Source organism: Arthrobacter sp. B2060, assembly GCF_059090445.1.
Window position 1 is genome coordinate 166,800 of record NZ_JBNHFR010000009.1, and the last position, 17,503, is coordinate 184,302.

The 17,503-nt window shown below is 64.8% G+C and carries 12 protein-coding genes; 7 read left to right on the forward strand and 5 right to left on the reverse strand.

The features are described from left to right. Positions 1 to 77 precede the first annotated feature (77 nt). Genes AC5RUM_RS16095 through AC5RUM_RS16105 form a run of 3 tightly spaced genes read left to right on the forward strand, consistent with a single transcriptional unit; the run spans position 78 to position 5,312 of the window. Positions 78 to 2,336, forward strand: coding sequence for a hypothetical protein (locus AC5RUM_RS16095; RefSeq protein ID WP_494035870.1), 2,259 nt, complete (start codon positions 78 to 80; stop codon positions 2,334 to 2,336). Positions 2,337 to 2,374: 38 nt separating this feature from the next. After that, complete coding sequence (locus AC5RUM_RS16100) at positions 2,375 to 4,309, forward strand: hypothetical protein (protein WP_494035871.1); 1,935 nt, start codon at positions 2,375 to 2,377, stop codon at positions 4,307 to 4,309. Further along, positions 4,296 to 5,312 carry an aminoglycoside phosphotransferase family protein gene (locus tag AC5RUM_RS16105; protein ID WP_494035872.1) on the forward strand — a complete coding sequence of 339 codons (1,017 nt, stop codon included), beginning with the start codon at positions 4,296 to 4,298 and terminating at the stop codon, positions 5,310 to 5,312. Before AC5RUM_RS16100 ends, AC5RUM_RS16105 begins: the two co-directional genes overlap by 14 nt. 15 nt (positions 5,313 to 5,327) lie before the next feature. Here AC5RUM_RS16105 and AC5RUM_RS16110 read toward each other — a convergent pair whose 3' ends face one another. Then, positions 5,328 to 6,785 (reverse strand): lipopolysaccharide biosynthesis protein, encoded by a 1,458-nt coding sequence (locus AC5RUM_RS16110; protein WP_400580058.1) that lies wholly within the window; start codon positions 6,783 to 6,785, stop codon positions 5,328 to 5,330. Continuing rightward, positions 6,782 to 7,582, reverse strand: a complete 801-nt coding sequence (locus AC5RUM_RS16115) for a glycosyltransferase family 4 protein (RefSeq protein ID WP_494035873.1) — start codon at positions 7,580 to 7,582, stop codon at positions 6,782 to 6,784. The genes AC5RUM_RS16110 and AC5RUM_RS16115 overlap by 4 nt, the downstream gene beginning before the upstream one ends. Positions 7,583 to 8,170: 588 nt before the next feature. Here AC5RUM_RS16115 and AC5RUM_RS16120 point away from each other — a divergent pair. Then, positions 8,171 to 8,845, forward strand: coding sequence for an alpha/beta fold hydrolase (locus tag AC5RUM_RS16120; protein ID WP_494035874.1), 675 nt, complete (start codon positions 8,171 to 8,173; stop codon positions 8,843 to 8,845). A gap of 89 nt (positions 8,846 to 8,934) precedes the next feature. Here AC5RUM_RS16120 and AC5RUM_RS16125 read toward each other — a convergent pair whose 3' ends face one another. Together AC5RUM_RS16125 and AC5RUM_RS16130 are read right to left on the reverse strand one after the other, a co-directional pair. Next, complete coding sequence (locus AC5RUM_RS16125; RefSeq protein ID WP_494035875.1) at positions 8,935 to 9,738, reverse strand: IclR family transcriptional regulator; 804 nt, start codon at positions 9,736 to 9,738, stop codon at positions 8,935 to 8,937. A 91-nt stretch (positions 9,739 to 9,829) separates the two neighbouring features. Beyond that, positions 9,830 to 11,086 carry an aminopeptidase P family protein gene (locus tag AC5RUM_RS16130; RefSeq protein WP_494035876.1) on the reverse strand — a complete coding sequence of 419 codons (1,257 nt, stop codon included), beginning with the start codon at positions 11,084 to 11,086 and terminating at the stop codon, positions 9,830 to 9,832. A gap of 486 nt (positions 11,087 to 11,572) precedes the next feature. On the opposite strand from AC5RUM_RS16130, the gene AC5RUM_RS16135 reads away from it, so the two are divergent. The 3 genes from AC5RUM_RS16135 (at position 11,573) to AC5RUM_RS16145 (ending at position 15,803) form a co-directional block, all read left to right on the forward strand. Next, positions 11,573 to 12,733: an S-(hydroxymethyl)mycothiol dehydrogenase gene (locus AC5RUM_RS16135; protein WP_494035877.1), complete on the forward strand. Its 1,161-nt coding sequence runs from the start codon at positions 11,573 to 11,575 to the stop codon at positions 12,731 to 12,733. Further along, on the forward strand, positions 12,730 to 13,350 hold the full coding sequence (locus tag AC5RUM_RS16140) for an MBL fold metallo-hydrolase (RefSeq protein ID WP_494035878.1): 621 nt from the start codon (positions 12,730 to 12,732) through the stop codon (positions 13,348 to 13,350). The genes AC5RUM_RS16135 and AC5RUM_RS16140 overlap by 4 nt, the downstream gene beginning before the upstream one ends. Positions 13,351 to 13,478: 128 nt before the next feature. After that, positions 13,479 to 15,803, forward strand: coding sequence for an FdhF/YdeP family oxidoreductase (locus tag AC5RUM_RS16145; protein WP_494035879.1), 2,325 nt, complete (start codon positions 13,479 to 13,481; stop codon positions 15,801 to 15,803). Here AC5RUM_RS16145 and AC5RUM_RS16150 read toward each other — a convergent pair. After that, a complete protein-coding gene (locus tag AC5RUM_RS16150) occupies positions 15,742 to 17,439 on the reverse strand; it encodes an alkaline phosphatase D family protein (protein WP_494035880.1) in 1,698 nt (565 codons plus the stop codon). The two genes, AC5RUM_RS16145 and AC5RUM_RS16150, sit on opposite strands and share 62 nt — an antisense overlap. Positions 17,440 to 17,503 lie beyond the last annotated feature (64 nt).

The following is a 17,503-nucleotide window of genomic DNA, read 5'->3' on the forward strand; positions in this document are numbered from 1 at the left end:
CGCGGCGCCGAACTGCCCAAAGTTCGCGTTCGCGTCTCCCCACATTTTCTTCATTCGGACCAGAAGGGTTCAGCCACATGAGTCGGTCATTGCAGGAGGAAGTCGGTACGTCGAGGCTGCTGATTTACCGGGAGTTGGCCCTGAGTTCATTCCGATCGTGGGATGGAGTCATTGGGGTTCTGGGCCTGGCGGCAGCACTCCTGATTCTGCTGGACGCCGGCGGGCCAGTACTCGCGCCCTTCAAGCTCATCATGTGCCTGGCCTTGCCGGGATGGGCCCTGGTCAGCCGTCTTGCTGACGCCGACCCGGCGGCACGGCTGGTGTGGACCGTTGTGGCTAGTGCCATGCTGTTCACGGTGTTCGCTTTTCTCATGGCGTGGTCCGGCACTTGGCATCCACGCCCTGTTGCCGCGGCGGGCCTGGCGGCCGCATCGGCTGCCATTGTTCTGCTCCCGGCCACCCACGGGTTCGGATCCCGGCCGTTCGACTGGCGGTTGCGTCCGCTGCGGCAGCTGATTCCGCTGAGCCAGCTGCGTCCGCTGGAGCGGATGCGCGAGCGGAGCCTCCGGGAACTCCTGCCCTGGCTGATCCTCGCTGCCGCCCTGATCCTGTGGGGCATCTCGCTCGCACTGACCGGCACAGGCTCGTTGGACAGCTGGGGTCTGCTGTCCAAATATCCGGTGACTTGGTATGTTGCCGTGGCTGCTGTCTTGGGTCTTTGCATCTGGGGGATCGGAACGCGGCGGGAAATCTCCGCACGGTTCCTGATCGCCTCTGTCTCCGGCCTGGTCATCATGCTTTATGCGTCAGCGAGCCTGTTGACATCCGTGCCGCGCCTGCCGTGGAGCTACAAACACATCGCCGTGACAGACTTCATTGGCTCGACGGGCCAGATGGATATGTCCGTGGATATCTACAACCGGTGGCCGGGCTTTTTTGCGAGCAGTGCGTTTTTTGGCGAGGCGATCGGCGTCCGGGAGGCCCTGGACTACGCCGCATGGGCGGAGATCGGGTTCGCGCTCCTGAATGTCGTCACCGTCCTGGCCATAGTCCGCGCCCTTTCAAGGAATCCCCGGGTGTACTGGACGGCGACGCTGGTGTTCGTATTGGCTAACTGGGTCAACCAGAATTACTACTCCCCGCAGGCATTCGGATTCACGCTGTATCTGACCATGTGCCTCGTCGTTCTCACGTTCCTGCGCAGTACGCCGATCATGGTGGTGCAGGTACTTGAAGAACGCCTCACGAGGCCCCAGCTGCCGGTGATTGAATCCTATGAGCGGCCCGTTGGCCGGTCACTGAGAATCATGGCAATCGTTGCTGTGCTGCTTCTGCAGGCCGCGATCGTTGTGAGCCACCAGTTGAGCCCATATCTGGCCCTCCTGGGGCTCGTCCCGCTTTTGGTGCTGGGTTATTTCCGGCCACGCTGGCTGGCACCCGCCCTTGTGGTCATGACCCTCCTCTATCTGATTCCGAATATTGGTTACATCGAGGACAAATATGGCCTGTTCTCCGGATTCGATGTCTTTGAAAACGCTGGATACAAACCGCGAAGTGACACATTCACGGATCCGACGGCCTGGCTGATGACAACCCGGTGGATGGCTCGTGCGGCTGTGCTCCTGTCCGTCCTGACCGGGGTTCTGGCGGTGGCCGGATTCGTCCGGCGCCTTATGCAGGGTGAAGTCCGGACCACGCTGATGGTCGCGTGGATGGCGGTGGCCCCCGCGTTCGGACTGCTGGGCCAGTCCTACGGTGGAGAGGCGCGGCTCCGCATCTATCTCTTCGCACTGCCGTGGTTGGCCATCGGCGTTGCCTGGTTGTTCTGGTCAGGACCCCTGCGTACACGGAAGGCACTCGTGGGAGCCACAGCGTCCCTGAGTGCGATGGCCCTGCTGTTTAGCGTCGTGTATTTCCAGCCGGAGGAGGACCACCGGGTCCCGCAGGGCGACGTGGCTGCCAGCCAATGGATGGATTCCCGCGCCCGTCCCGGTGATGTGATCTTCGAACCGGGCTACTTTTTCCCGACGCTTATTGGATCGAATTATCCAAATTACTATCGGACAATCAGGGTGACGCCGCTGTCAGGCCTTATTAAGAACATGACCGGTCCGGTCAATGCGGAAAACATTGAGAAATACGCTGACAGCATCAAGCCCACATCCAATGTCTATGTTGTCTTTTCGGACGACAAACGCGAAGACGAGGCGGCGGCCAAGCTGTCACCCTCCGGGACGGTTTCCAACTTCGAACGGGACCTGGGATTCGACAACAGAGCGTCGCGCGTGTTCGAGAGTGAAACCGTCCGGATCTACCAAATTGCCGGAACTCCATAGGTTCGGCAGCAACAGGTAATTGGATTCGGGAGGAACGGATGACTGTGGACGAGGGACACCACAGCGTGCATGAACCGGGGAGCCTGCCCACGGTTCTGCATCCGGACGTGGCCAAAGTCTTCCGGGCATTGGATGGAACGGGTCTGCCATGGGTTCTGCTGAGGGGCGAGCACGACCTTGCCCGGCCCTCGGGCGACGTGGACATTCTGGTCGCCAGGGAACAGTTGCCAGGTCTTGACCACTTGATGGCCGGCATAGGTTTCCGCCGCGTTCTGGCTACCGGGCACGGCAGCCACCGGTTCTATTTCGCCTATTCCGGCCCGGATGACCTGTGGCTGAAGTTGGACTTCGTGTCTGACATCTCCTTCGGCCCGTATCAGCAGTGGCGTACCGGGCTGGCAGCCGGCTGCCTCCGCAGGCGGGTCCAGAACGGTCCGTTCTGGCTGCCGGAGCCTGCAGACCAGGCGTGGTTGCAGCTGCTCCACCTGGTGCTGGACAAAGGGGAGGTCCGCCCGGAACGCGCCGACATTGCGCGCCGGGCGGCCTCGGCCGCGTCGGCTGACGATGTGATAGCCAAATGCCTGGACCGGCGCGCAGGTCCAGGCGCCGCCGGGCAGGTTCTGAACCTGATCCACTCCGGCAGATTCGACGAAGTGCCGGCAGTTGCAGCCCGCATGCGGTCCACGTGGACCACTTCGACTCGACGGCGGCCCAGCTTCCTGGCCGTGGCGAACAGGGCCCAGCGGCTTCTTACCCCGAGACTGCAGGGCCGCGGACCGGTGGTGGGGGTCATGGCACCTGATGGTGCCGGCAAGACCACCCTGCTCCGGAATCTTGGCGCAGCAGTCCCGCTTCCCAACAGCTACGTGTACATGGGGATGTGGGGCGCGGGCCGGTGGGACGCCTGGCTCCGCCGGATCCCCGGCGGCCGGCTGGGCAAGAAGGTGTTCCGCCTTGTCCGCGGCGGGCTGGCCGCCCGCTATCACTCTCTTCGGGGGCGGGTGGTGCTGATGGACCGGGTTGCTTACGATGCTGTGCTGCCGGGTTCAGCTGACAACGGCGTACTCGGCAGGATAACCAATGCCATGGCCTTTTATCTGGTGCCGGATCCGGATGTCCTTCTTGTCCTTGATGCTCCGGGTGAGGTGATGTTCGCCAGGAAGGGCGAACATTCTGTCGAGATCCTGGAGGGCCGGCGGCAGGCCTACCTGCAGCTGGCTGACAGCCTGCCCCAGGCCAGGGTCCTTGACGCCGTGCAGCCGCAGGACGAGGTGCAGAGGCTGGCTACGGAGATCGTCTGGCATAACGCGTCACGCAGCGCCGCGAGGACTCCTGAAACAGTTCATGCAGGCCCGGCCGAGCTGAGCCTGCACTTGTGGAGGCTGCTCGACTGGCGGTTCCTGTTGCCCGTGGTGCAGCCCAGGAGCCTGGGTTACGGCGGGGACATGGGGCGGGACATGGTGGCGGCGCTGCACCTGTTGGACCCCGACGCCGCCCCCATCGGAACTGATCGCATTGAAGCTGACCGCATCGGAGCTGACCGCCAGAGCGCGGCGGCAGGGACTTTCGACGTCGTTCTGCTTTCGTCACCTGACCTCCGGCTTTTTGAGGAGGCAGCGGCGGCGGTGGAGCCTGGCGGATGGGTGTGTGCCCAGGTCAGCCGTTCGTTGTTCCGCCGCTCCGGCCCGCGCACGCTGGCAGGCTGGAAGCGCGTCTTCGAGAAGAAAGGCTTCACTGATGTCGCCGTCTATTGGCACGCGCCGAATCTGGAGCGCACAGCACGCATTGTGCCGGTGGCGTCCACCACCGCCATCCGGGACACGCTGTCGCTCCAGGAGGCCATCAGGTTCCGCAGGACCAAGGTGGCGATAGCGCGCCTTGCCCTCGCGCTGCAGCTGTTTGATTCGGCAATTCCGGAAGGCACAGTGATGGGCCGACGCAGTGGGGGGAGGAACGGCGATGACGTTCATTGACCGGGTTCTCGCGGACCACTACGCCGAGCTGGGGCTGGAGAGGTACGGCATTGGCCGGCAATGGGCAACCGTGCTGCTCACGCCGAGGTTCGTCACGTCCCGCCACGTGGTGGCCTTGATCTTTGCGTCCGGGGCGCGTGAACCCAACCTCGTGGTGAAGGTGCCGCGGCAGCCGGGGGATAACTCCAGTGTTCGGCATGAGGCGCAGGTGATGGATCAGCTCCGGTCACACGGTGCTGGCCCGGAGATCGGCGTCCCCGAGGTGGTGGCCGTGCTCGACGCCGGACCTCACGCCGTGCTGATCGAAACCGCCGTGACCGGGGCCCCGTTGAATCCACAACGTGTCGGCGCCAATGTACGCGCCGCTGTGAGCGCCGGTACTGCCTTTGTGGCCGCACTGCCGTGCACGCTGACGGCGCCGGCGAACGGGGACTGGTACCAGCGGACGATCAGCGGCCCCCTGGACGACCTCGTGTCCCTCCTGCCGGCGGAGCGCGACGTTTCCGCGCTCGTGGAACGCACGCACGCGATGCTGGAACCGCTGCGTTCCGTGGAGCTTCCCGCCGTCGTTGAACATGGCGACATGAGCCACCCAAACCTCTTCCTGCAGCCGAACGGCCAGCTGCAGGTTGTCGACTGGGAGCGGTCGCGTACCGACGGTGTGCCCGGACACGACCTCGTGTTCTACCTTCAGTACCTCAGTGAATCCAGTGAACGGGCATTCTCCCGCCTGGCCCAGCTCGCCGCCTTCGACAAGGCGTTCGGCTCAAGCGGGTGGGCCCTGGCACCCCTCCGCGGTCACCTGCAGCTGAGAGGGGTGAACCCGGAGCTGCTTCCGCTGCTGGTCATCGCGGTGTGGGCCAGGTCGGCGGCCACGTTGGCCTATCGGCTAGAAAGCGAACGGGGTCCAGACCAAGGCCGGAACCAGATGCGGGCAGTTGTTTTCGGAGACCGTGACTTCTGGCTGTGGCGGCACGTCGTGGACACCTGGTCGGGGCGTTAGCCGGCGGACAGCCTCTCACTGCGAAGGGCGGCGGACCAGCTTCAGCAGTTCATTGTGCAGGGACGAGAATCCCCAGCGCAGGATTACGTAGACCAGTCCAATGGCAGCAGCCGCAATGCCGAACATCGTGAGGAGACCGTCGGCCAGTGGCAGGGCCAGTCCGGCCAGGCCCACGGCCGCCACCGCCACGCCGCAGACCACACCGGGAACAACGGCCCGGAGGAGCTGGCGCAGCCGCAGGTCCATGACCCTGGCCGCCACCATCTGCATCCCCAGGGCGAACAGCAGCGCCGCGGCAAGCTGCGCACAGGCGATCCCCACGATGCCCCATTGGACGGCAAAAAGCAGGACCGGGGCCAGGATCGCCAGCCGTACGAGGGAAATGCCGATGGAGAGGCCGGGGCGGCCGAGTGCCTTGTAGACGTCGTTGGCCCCGGCACCCAGGGAACGGGCGGCCGCGTACAGGGACAGAAAGACCAGCGGCAGGATGGACTGCCCCCACTGGGGCCCGAAGACAGCGGGCACAAGAATCGGTGCCGTGACCGCCAGGCCTACGCCGGCAGTCATCCCGTACAGCGCCTGAATTTCGACGCTCTTCAGGTATCCGCTGCGGAGCCGGTCCGGTTCGCCGCGCACCTTGGCGTACAGCGGGAACAGGACAGTCGACAACACGAAGAATACGTTGATGATCACCAACTCTGGCGCGCGGAAGGCCAGGGTGTAGAACCCCAACGCGTTCGCACCCAGAAAAAGGCCGATGATGAGATAGTCGATGTCAAAGATCAGCCGGGCCAGCAGTGAACTTCCTGCGACCGGGGCGCCGAATTGCAGGTTCGCCCGGAGGGCATCCTTGCTGACGCGCCACACCTGCCACGGTGCCCGGCCAGGAAGCAGGAACCAGCAGGCAGCGGCGTAGGCCACCGATCCGGCGGCCGTTCCGATGGCCAGCGACCAGGCTCCGTAGCCGGCAAAGGCCAGTGACAGTGTGACGATGCCCATGATGGCTGCACGAAGAACGGGAGCGGCCGTCTGGCGCTTGAAATGCAGGTCGCGGCGCAGCAGTGCCTCGGGGACAGCGGCCAGCGCGGTGGCCAGCAATGAGATCGAGAGGACCTGCACGAGGGGTGCCACCTCGGGAAGGTTGAAAACATCGGCTATGGCGGGTGCGGCAAGGACGGCACCCGACGCCAGGAGGCAGCCCAGCAGCACGGAGATCAGGAGGGCGGACCTGGCGATTTCCCCGGTGTGTGGCAGGTAGACCAGCGCCTGGGCGACACCCGCATCGGCTATGGTCTCCGCATAGGCCATCAGGACGATCGCCAGCGCGACCAGTCCGTATTCTTCGGGAGACAGCAGCCGCGCCAGCACGATGATGGTGACAAGGACGAACACCTTGCCGGCGACGAAAGCGAGTCCCTGCCACATCGCTCCCCGGGCGCCGGCCTGGGCGAGTTCCCCGGGCGCGTACTTCATACCGGCGAGCTTCGGGGCTGCGGACTGTGGCCGTCCTGGCTGATGGCCAGGCGAAGCTCGTCGAGATACTCCCGCGTGACCACGCCCCATGTCCGGACAGCCGCCTCACCTTCTGTTTCGCCCTGCTCCGTTCGGGGCTCGGTCAGGTACCCCACAACACGGTCCGCAATCCTGCCGATGTCCTCCTCGACGGTCAGCAGAGGGTGGGCCTCCTGTTCACGGGCAGCCACCGGCGTCGCAACTACGGGAGTTCCCGCGGCCAGGGCTTCGCGCACCGAGTTCCGGATGCCTACGCCGTGCTCGTCAGGGAACACAGCAACATCGGCGCGGTGGAAAACATCCAGGACCGTGGGAACGTTCGCCAGGATCTCCACCCGGTCCCCGGCCAGGGCGAGGACTGCCGGTGCGGGACGGCGGCCTGCGATGACGAACCTGGCACCCGGCACCCGTTGCCACACCAGCGGCGCCACCTTGTTGATGAGCACGCCCACGCTGTCGATGTTCGGACCATAGTTAAGGCTGCCGACAAAGCAGACCACGGGTCCGTCCCGCCTGGTGGCGGGGCGGACGGCCAGCTCGGCGCCGTTCGGGATGCTCCTCACATTCCGCCCGAGGCGGTCCGACCATTCGACGGCATCCTGGGCGCCAACGGTGAGGAGCCTCGCCTGTACGGGGAGACGACGTTCGGCCCTGAGCGCCTGGTACTCCCGGGCCCGGTACGCCGGCCGCATTCTCCCTGCAATGGCTGTATCCATGCCGGCGCGAATCGACCAGGGGTCGACGGTCTGCAGGACCATGGGTCCACGCACATGGTGGGCGAGGGGGAGTGCATGAGGACCGTGTATCAGCGTTGCGTCGCTTTCCGCGGAAAGCCGCGACGCCGTTTCTTTTGCTTTCGCAGTGGACCGTTCCTGCTTTCCCAGGCCATTCAGGCCAAAGAATGAGCGCAAGAATGCCACTTTGTGATTACGGGGAGAGAGGATATGAACGGCTTCGCAACGCTCCCGCACTTCGTCCGGAAGCCCTACGGGCCCCGAAAAGGTAACCAGTGTGACATGGACGTCTTCGGGAATATTACGGAGAAACTCGAAAGGGATCATGGAGCTGCCATCACCAAACACCGGGTCGCGGTTGGGCATACTTTCTGTCACGTACAGAAGCCTCATTGCAAGAGTGTACGTGACCATAATGAAATCCCGCCCGCATGCGGAAAGGTGACTTTTCTGCGCGAAATACCGGCACGATCCGCCTGCCCATGTTCCCCTCTTCCGTCGTCCCCGCCGGGGACTCTGCAGCCCCCGCAAGCATCCATGCCGCGGCCGCCTTCTGCGTGCTGTTGGTTAGGGTGGACGTGTTCGTACATGGCTTGGAACTGGGGTGGGATCTTGGCGGTTTTCGTACTGATTCACGGCGGCGGTTCCACCGCATGGGACTGGCATCTGGTCAAACCACTGCTTGAGGCATCGGGGCATGATGTCATCGCGATCGACTTGCCCATCGAAGACGACAATGCAGGGCTTGAGGACTACACCCAGGCAGTAACTGCAGCGGTGGGCGACGCTCAGCACACAATCGTCGTCGGCCACTCGCTAGGGGGCTTTACGGCGCCCTTAGTTTGCGACGCGCTCCAATCGGACGGACTCGTATATCTGGCAGGAATGATCCCGCTACCGGGAGAGACATTCGGCGACTGGTGGACCAACACGGGTCATAATCTGGAGACCATAGGTCCGGATCCACAGGCGGCGTTTTTCAACGAAGTCCCTGAAGATTTGGTACACCAAGCACGCGACAAGGAGCGCGATCAGCAAGGTGCATGGATGGCACGGCCTTGGCCTGGTCAGCGGCATCCGGCCGTCCCCACCAGGGCAATACTGTGCCGTGACGACCGGTTCTTTCCAGCCTCATTCATGAAACGCCAAGTACAGCAGCGACTTGGAGTCGACCCGCTGGAAATTCCAGGGGGTCATTACGCCACCTTGAGCAATCCAAACGCTGTAGCTGCGGCGCTGAACGACTTCGCGCAAGAGATCGCTCAGGCGCAGGACAAGTTGATTTGAGGAGGTACGAACGCTACGACGGAGGCACTGGAGCGTAGAAAGGCCCGATGAGTCAGCTGCTTGGCCGTGCTCGGGTGCCGGGGCCGATCCTAGTGCGGAGTCACTCCGCCGAGCCGGGAGGTGACGCGGCGGGCCGCGGCCAGGCAGGATTCGCCGAGGCTCTGCAGCGTTTCCGGAGAGACGCGGAAGCGGGGAGCAGGAATGAGGACCGCGGCAACAACACCGCCGCGGTGGTCGTAGACAGGGGCCGCCACTCCTACCTCGTCGAGCGATGTGTCGCCGTAGTTAATGGTCCAGCCGCGCTGGGCGGCATCCTTGAGGCGGACCAGGTAGTCCTCCAGGCCTGTCTCATCAAGACCGGGGTAGGTGATCGCTCCACTGCGCAGCAAGGTCCGTACGCGGTCGGGGGACTCCGCGGCGAGGAACACCTGCACCGAGGCGCTGAGGGCGTCGTTGTAGCGGGCGCCGAGGGGTGTTGAGTGCTTGATCTGGTGATGGCTCGCGATCTGCTCCACGCACATCGACTCGGAGCCACTCCACACCATTAATGCACTGGTCTCGCCCGTCTGCTCGGCGAGTTCACGCAGCACGGGGTAGGCCACGCGGCGTTCTTCCAGCTCCGCGAGCAGCGGCCCGGCCACAGCGATGAGGCCCAGCCCGAGGCGGAACCGCCGCGTCTCAGGGTCCCGCTCCACCAGGCGCTCCTGTTCGAACGTCGCCAGGATCCGGGAGACGGTGCTCTTGTGAAGACCCACCCGGTTGGCGATCTCCGTGACGCCCAGCAGCGGTTCGTCCGCCGTGAATGTCCGGAGGACGGCAATGGCATTGACGATGACGGACGCGCCTTTGGAGTCGCCGTTACCGGTGACGTCAGGTGATTCTGCTGGGCTCATGGTGCTTACCATCATTCCCTAAGAGGACACAGAAGTGGCGCCACCCCCAAATGTGGCGCCACTTCCGGCCGGTCCTGCGGGACGGACGAGGTCAGGCCCCGATGATGTTGTATTCGGGTCCGAACGGGAACTTGGTGATGTTCTCCGCGCCGTCCTCGCCGACCACCAGGATGTCGTGCTCGCGGTAGCCGCCCGCTCCGGGCTGGCCGTCGAGGACGGTGATCATCGGCTCCATGGAAACCACCATTCCGGGTTCGAGCACGGTGTCGATGTCCTCGCGGAGCTCGAGCCCGGCTTCCCTGCCGTAGTAGTGGCTGAGGACGCCGAAGGAGTGCCCGTAGCCGAAAGTGCGGTTGGCCAGCAGTCCGTGGCCCACGTAGATCTCGTTGAGTTCGGCCGCGATGTCCTTGCAGACAGCCCCTGGCTTGATCAGTTCGAGGCCGCGTTTGTGGACTTCCACGTTGATGTTCCACAGTTCCAGGGAGCGGGCATCGGGTTCGCCGTAGAACAGGGTGCGTTCCAGCGCGGTGTAGTAGCCGGAGGTCATCGGGAAGCAGTTCAGCGACAGGATGTCGTGCTCTTGGATCTTCCGGGTGGTGGCCCAGTTGTGCGCACCGTCCGTATTGATGCCGGACTGGAACCAGACCCACGTGTCCCGGATTTCCGAGTCGGGGAACGTGCGGGCGATCTCGTGAACCATGGCTTCGGTTCCGATCAGCGCCACCTCGTACTCGGTGATGCCGGCGGTGATGGCGTTGCGGATGGCTTCGCCGCCCAGGTCGCCGATGCGCGCCCCGTGCTTGATGACCTCGATCTCCTCGGCGGACTTGATCATGCGTTGGCGCATCGCCGCTTGGGCCACGTCCACCAGGGTTGCCGACCCGAAGGCCGCCTGGATTTTGTTGCGGTTGTCCAGCGGCAGGGAGTCGTCCTCGACGCCGAGCCGGCGGACGTTGATGCCGCGGGTGCGGAGAACTTCCTGGATGGCGTGGATGTAGTTGTCCCGGCGCCAGTCGGTGTAGACGATGTTGTCCCCGTAGCTGCGGCGCCAGGGCATGCCGGCGTCGATGTTTGCCGTGACCGTTACGGTGTCGTCCTTCGTGACCACCATGGCGTAGGACCGGCCGAAGTAGGTGAACAGGAAGTCGGAGTAGTACTTGATCGAGTGGTAGCTCGTCAGGACGACGGCGTCCAGTTCCTTCTCTGCCATGATGCGGCGGAGGCCGCCCAGTCGGCGTTCGAACTCCGTGTCAGAGAACGTCAGCCTGACTTTTTCGCCGTTGTTGAGGACCTTGAGGCGGTCCAGCCGCGCGACGTCGTTGACGGCTTCGGATTCGGTGATGCTCATGGGGTTTGTCCTTTCGTTAGCTTCCGGGAGGGAGCTGTCGCGTATGCAAGACCAAGCGGGTTGCATTCAATGCAACACTGTTGCACCACAGTACGCGTGAGCAGCGCCACAGTCAATCCCCTGGCTGGCGACGGCGGCTTGCTAGATCCTGACATGACGGCGTCCAGCCGCATCCCGGCTAGCATTCATGGAAGCGGCACTTGGTTGCTCTGGGAGACATGTTGTTGCGGTGAATGAGGCGAGGCCCTGCTTTCCGCCTGTGGCGCTGCCGGCCTCTGTTGACAGCCCGTGTGATGGCTGCCATATTTTCAGTAGCGCTATGTGCATCGTGTTGTGTATTACGCAATTCGCAGATACCGAAGCGCCACAGTATGGCCGAGGGTCTCGAACGGCAGGACCAAGATTTAGAGCCCCAACGAGTCAGCTAGATTGGCACTGGTGCCGTCACCCGCGGGTCCGCGGATCCCAGGAAAGGAACGCAAGCTAATGGTTCATAAAGTCAAGGCAGTCATTGCCCTGGAGAAGGACGCTCCGGTGTCGGTGGAGACGATTCTGGTGCCGGATCCGGGGCCGGGGGAGGCGTTGGTGGACATCCTGACGTGCGGGGTGTGCCATACGGATCTGCATTACAAGCTTGGCGGGATCGGGGATGAGTTCCCGTATCTGCTCGGTCATGAGGCCACGGGTGTGGTCGCGGCCGTGGGTGAGGGCGTGACGGAGGTGTCCCCGGGTGACCGGGTGATCCTGAACTGGCGTGCGGTGTGCGGGCAGTGCCGGGCGTGTGCGAAGGGCCAGCCGCAGTATTGCTTCAACACCGCCAACGCGACGCAGAAGATGACCCTGGAGGACGGCACGGAGCTGTCCCCGGCGTTGGGCATCGGCGCGTTCGCGGAAAAGACCCTGGTCGCGGCCGGGCAGTGCACGAAGGTCGATCAGGACGCCGACCCGGCCGCGGTCGGGCTGCTGGGCTGCGGTGTGATGGCCGGCATCGGTGCCGCGATCAACACCGGGGAGGTCAAGCGCGGCGAGTCCGTGGCCGTGATCGGCTGCGGCGGCGTGGGCATCGCCGCGATCGCCGGGGCGAAGCTGGCCGGGGCGACCACGATCATCGCGGTGGACATCGATGAGAACAAGATCGAAATGGCCAAGACCCTGGGCGCCACCCACGGGGTGAACTCCCGGCAGGTGGACCCGGTCGAGGCGATCCGTGCACTGACGAACGGCAACGGCGCGGACGTCGTGATCGAAGCCGTCGGACGGCCCGAAACCTACAAGCAGGCCTTCTACGCCCGCGACCTCGCCGGCCGCGTGGTCCTGGTCGGCGTGCCGACCCCGGAGATGGTCCTGGAACTGCCGCTGCTGGACGTCTTTGGCCGCGGCGGGTCCCTGAAGTCCTCCTGGTACGGGGACTGCCTGCCCTCCCGCGACTTCCCGATGCTCGTCGCCCACTACAAGCAAGGCAACCTGGACCTGGACGCCTTCGTGACCGAACGCATCACCATCGATCAGGTCGAGGAAGCCTTCGACAAAATGCACCACGGCACCGTGCTGCGCTCCGTCGTCGAAATCGAACCCGGCGCCGGAACCCGCGCAACGGCTGACACGGCGGCAGCGGCTGCTGCCCAGAGCGCAGGAGTGTCGGCATGAGCGTCAGGATCGAAAACCTCGTCACCTCCGGCACGTTCTCCCTGGACGGCGGCACCTGGGACGTGGAGAACAACGTCTGGATCATCGGCAACGACACCGAATGCGTGATCATCGACTCCCCGCACGACGCCGACGCGATCATCACAGCCGTGCAGGGCCGGAACGTCACCGCGATCCTGCTCACCCACGCGCACAACGACCACATCGGCGCCGCCCGCCAGGTCGCCGACACCGTGAACGCACCCATCTACCTGCACCCCGAGGACCACGTCCTCTGGGAACAGGTCTACCCCGACACCACACCCGACCGGCAGATCGCCGACGGCGACACCTTCCAGGTCGGCGGCGGGACCCTAAAGGCGATCCACACCCCCGGCCACTCACCCGGCTCCACCTGCTTCCTCCTGGAGGAAGAAGGCACCGTGTTCACCGGGGACACCCTCTTCAACGGCGGCCCCGGCGCCACCGGCCGCTCCTACAGCGACTACCCCACCATCCTGACCTCCATCCGCGAACGCCTCCTGCCCCTCCCGGCAGAAACCATCGTCCGCACCGGCCACGGCGACAACACCACCATCGCCGCCGAACGCGAAACCCTCGCACAGCTGAACCACTAAAGCAGGGTTTCGCAGTAGGCCAGGATTGCCCGATCGGGCAGGACCCCGGAAGGCGCGCCAGAAAAGCTGGCGCGCCTTGCCGGGCGTTGTGAACAAACACGGCGTTAGCCGGTAAGGAAGTTGGAACGATGAAGTTCGGCAAACAGCCCGCCCCCGTCGCGGACATCAACGAGGACGCCCTCGCCGTCGGCAAGCCGAAAACCGAGGCTGCCGGCGTCAAGGCCGTCATGGTGGCCTTGGAGCGGGCTGTGGCCCAGGCCGGCGTCACGCGGACGGCGCAGTCTCTGCTGCGCCTGAACCAGCGCGGCGGTTTCGACTGCCCGGGCTGCGCCTGGCCGGAATCCGACAAGAAACGCAAGGCTGCCGAATTCTGCGAGAACGGCGCCAAGGCCGTGGCGGAGGAGAACACCCTGCGGACGGTGGGTGCCGAGTTCTGGGCGAAGCACTCCATCGCCGAGCTGTCGGACAAGACCGAGTACTGGCTGGGCAACCAGGGCCGGCTGAGTGAACCGGTGGTGATCCGGGAAGGTGACACGCACTATTCGCCGATCTCGTGGGCGGACGCCTTCGAGCTCATTGGTGAACACATCAGGGCCAGCACGCCTGACCGCTGCGTCTTCTACACCTCCGGCCGCACGGCCAACGAGACGGCGTACATGTACCAGCTGTTCGCGCGGTCGCTGGGCACCAACAACCTGCCGGACTGCTCCAACATGTGTCATGAGTCCTCCGGATCGGCGCTGAACCCGACCATCGGCATCGGCAAGGGCACCGTTTCGCTGGATGACATCCACGACGCCGAGCTGATCTTCGTCGTGGGGCAGAACCCGGGCACCAACCATCCCCGCATGCTGTCCGCGCTGAAGGAGTGCAAGGACAAGGGCGGCAAGGTCGTGGCGGTGAACCCCTTGCCGGAGGCCGGCCTCTTTAATTTCAAGGACCCGCAGACCGTCGCCGGCGTGGTCGGCGGCGGCACGCCGCTGGCCGATGAATACCTGCAGATCAAGGTGGGCGGGGACCTGGCGCTGTTCCAGGCCCTGGGCCACCTGCTGCTGGAGGCCGAGGAACAAAACCCGGGCACCGTCGTCGACCGTTCCTTCGTGGAGGCGCAGACCGACGGCTTCGACGCCTACCGCGAGGCCCGCAGGACCCTGGACTGGGAAGAAACCGAAAAGGCGACCGGGCTGGCCCGGAAGCAGATCGAAGACGTGGCCGGGATGCTCATCCAGTCCAAGGCCAGCATCTTCTGCTGGGCCCTGGGCGTGACCCAGCAGCCGCACTCGGTGGACACCATCAAGGAAATGGTCAACGTCCTGCTCCTGCAGGGCAACTTCGGCAAACCCGGCGCCGGCGCCTGCCCGGTGCGCGGACATTCCAACGTCCAGGGCGACCGGACCATGGGCATCTGGGAAAAGCCGAAGGAATGGCTCCTCGAAGCCCTCGACAACGAGTACGGCATCCAATCTCCGCGGCACCACGGCTACGACGCCGTCGAGGCCATGGAGGCGTTCGAGCGTGACGAGGTGGACGTTTTCGTCTCCATGGGCGGAAACTTCTCGCTGGCGTGCTCGGACACCGAGACCCTGGAAGCGGGGATGCAGCGGATCGGGCTGACCGTGCATATCTCCACCAAGCCCAACCGGTCCCACGTGGTGCACGGCCGCACCTCGCTGATCCTTCCCACGCTGGGCCGGACGGACAAGGACGACAAGCACCCCAAGGGCGCACAGTTCCTGTCTGTGGAGGACTCCATGTCCGTGGTCCACTCGACCCAGGGCCGGCTGGCCCCGGTGTCCGAGCACCTGCTCGCCGAGCCGGTGATCGTGGCACGGATGGCCCAGGCCACCTTCGGCCCGGACCACGCCGTGGACTGGAAGGCCATGGCCGAGGACTACGACGTGATCCGGGACCACATCTCCCGCGTCCTTCCGGGGTTCGAGGACTTCAACAAGCGGGTGAGGACGAAGAACGGCTTCGTGCTGCCGAATCCGCCGCGCGACACCCGGTCCTTCAAAACGGATATTGGCCGTGGACGGTTCACCGTCAGCCCGCTGGAATACCTGACGCCGCCTGAGGGGCACCTGGTGCTGCAGACCATCCGCAGCCACGACCAGTACAACACCACGTTCTACGGCCTGGACGACCGCTACCGTGGGATCTCCGACGGCCGCCGCGTCATCCTGGTGCACCCCGAGGACCTGACGGAGCTCGGGTTCCAGGACAGGGACCTCGTGGACGTCGTGAGCACGTTCAGGGGCCAGGACCGGCAGGCGGACAAGTTCCGGCTGGTGGCCTACCCGACGGCGAAGGGCTGCGCCGCTGCGTACTTCCCCGAGGCGAACGCCCTCGTCCACAAAGACAACGTCGCCCGGGAATCGAACACACCGGGCTTCAAGGCGATGTTTGTCCGCTTCGTGCCGCATGCTCCTGCGAACTCCGCGGAGCCACGGTAAGGGAGGCCACACGCTTGAGCCTTGGGTGCAGTTGGTCGCCGTCGTCCACCACGCCGGTCTGCCACCACAGGTTCAGCCCTTCAGCGGAAACTTCAAGGCTGGCGAGGTTGTTGTCGAACCACGGCCCCTTGACGCGGGACCAGTGGAACGGCGGGTCCGGCACCCGCGCCGAGCGGGCCACTACGGCTCCTATCGGTGTGGCCAGGCCATAGGACATGACGGCCCCGAAGGATCTCAGCAGGCGGGGAAGAGGGTTACGGATGGGAGAACACACGGCCTGCATGATCCGGCTGCCCGACGAGCGGTCCACCTCCGTGACGTAGGAGAAGTGCACGTCCCCGGACAGGAACGTGACGGTCTCAGGGGACGGGCCCCGCTTGCCGTCGGCGACCTCCACCGCCATGCCAGCCACCTTCCGGAAGCTTGCTTCGAACGCGCCCCAGTGTTCAAGATCCACCGCCTGCCGCAGCTTCTCTCCGGCCCGGGACACGAGCTTGCCCCAGGCACCTTCGGAAATGGCCTCATTCCACGACTCGACGTGGTGCAGTCCCATCGGCAGCAGAAACGGCAGTGACGTCGCCACCAGCAGGTGCCGGAAGCCGCCGCGCATCCGGTCATCGAGCCAGGCCATTTCCGCCTGGTCAAGCAGGGCGCGGCCTTCCGGGGCCAGGTTCCGGGCGGCACGGGAGTCAACCACTATCAGTCTCGTGTCCCCGAAATCCCGGCAAAAGCTCCACCGGTAGGACGCCGGGTCTTGGTCTGCACGGTCTGCGAAACGGTCCAGCTCCGCGCTGAGGTCTAGTTCGGCCTCGTCCCGGTGCGCGGCGATCAGCCGCCAGATCGCATCCTTGGCCCGCTCCTGCGGCGAGAGGTTTCCCAGGTGCTGGTAGACCCAGTAGGAGGACAGTCCCGCGACGATCCGCCCGTGCCACCAGGACGTAGCCTCGATCTTCTTTTTCCAGCTCAGGGAGGCGTTCCAGTCGTCGCGGATGTCGTGGTCATCGAAGATCATGGCGGTGGGAACCGTGGACAACAGCCACCTGTTCGCGGGGTCGGACCACGCCAGGCGGTAGAGGTGGGCGTATTCCTCGTAGTCCTTGAGTTCCTCGCCGGGCGGTTCACCGGGGTCCCGGCGTTCACGGATGAACTGCTGCATCTCTTCGCTCGTGGAGTCTGCGTAAACCTGGTCTCCGAGGAAGACCACCAGATCCGGTCGGGCCTCACCGCTGCCGGCCGCGAGCGCCAGGGCGTACGCGCGCAGCGAGTCGACGCCGTGGCTCCGGTTGCCAGCCTCGTCATGGGGCACACTGGTGCGGCAGGAGCCGTAGGCCATCCGTAGCGGCCTGCCTGGTTTCAGGGTGGCGATCACCGGAGGTGGAAATTCCGATGCCGGATCGGGCCAGGAGTGGGTTCCGTTGACGTCCACGGTGTAGGGCACCACGGCTCCCGGCTCAAGTCCGTCCGCCTCCACCAGGGCGTAGTGGTGGCCGTGTACTGCGAAGGTGCGTGCTTCCCAGCTCCGGCTGCCCGCGCGGACCGTGACGCGGGCAGCGTCCCCGGTTTCCACCCAGATGCTGGCCGAGGTCTCATCCACGTGCCGCATTATCGGGCCGAGCACCAGGGATGAGGTAGTCATGACTCAGTTGTACCCGTTCCGGCCCGCGGCGGCTATGGGTGCGGCCGAGGGCAGGGGCCGGCGG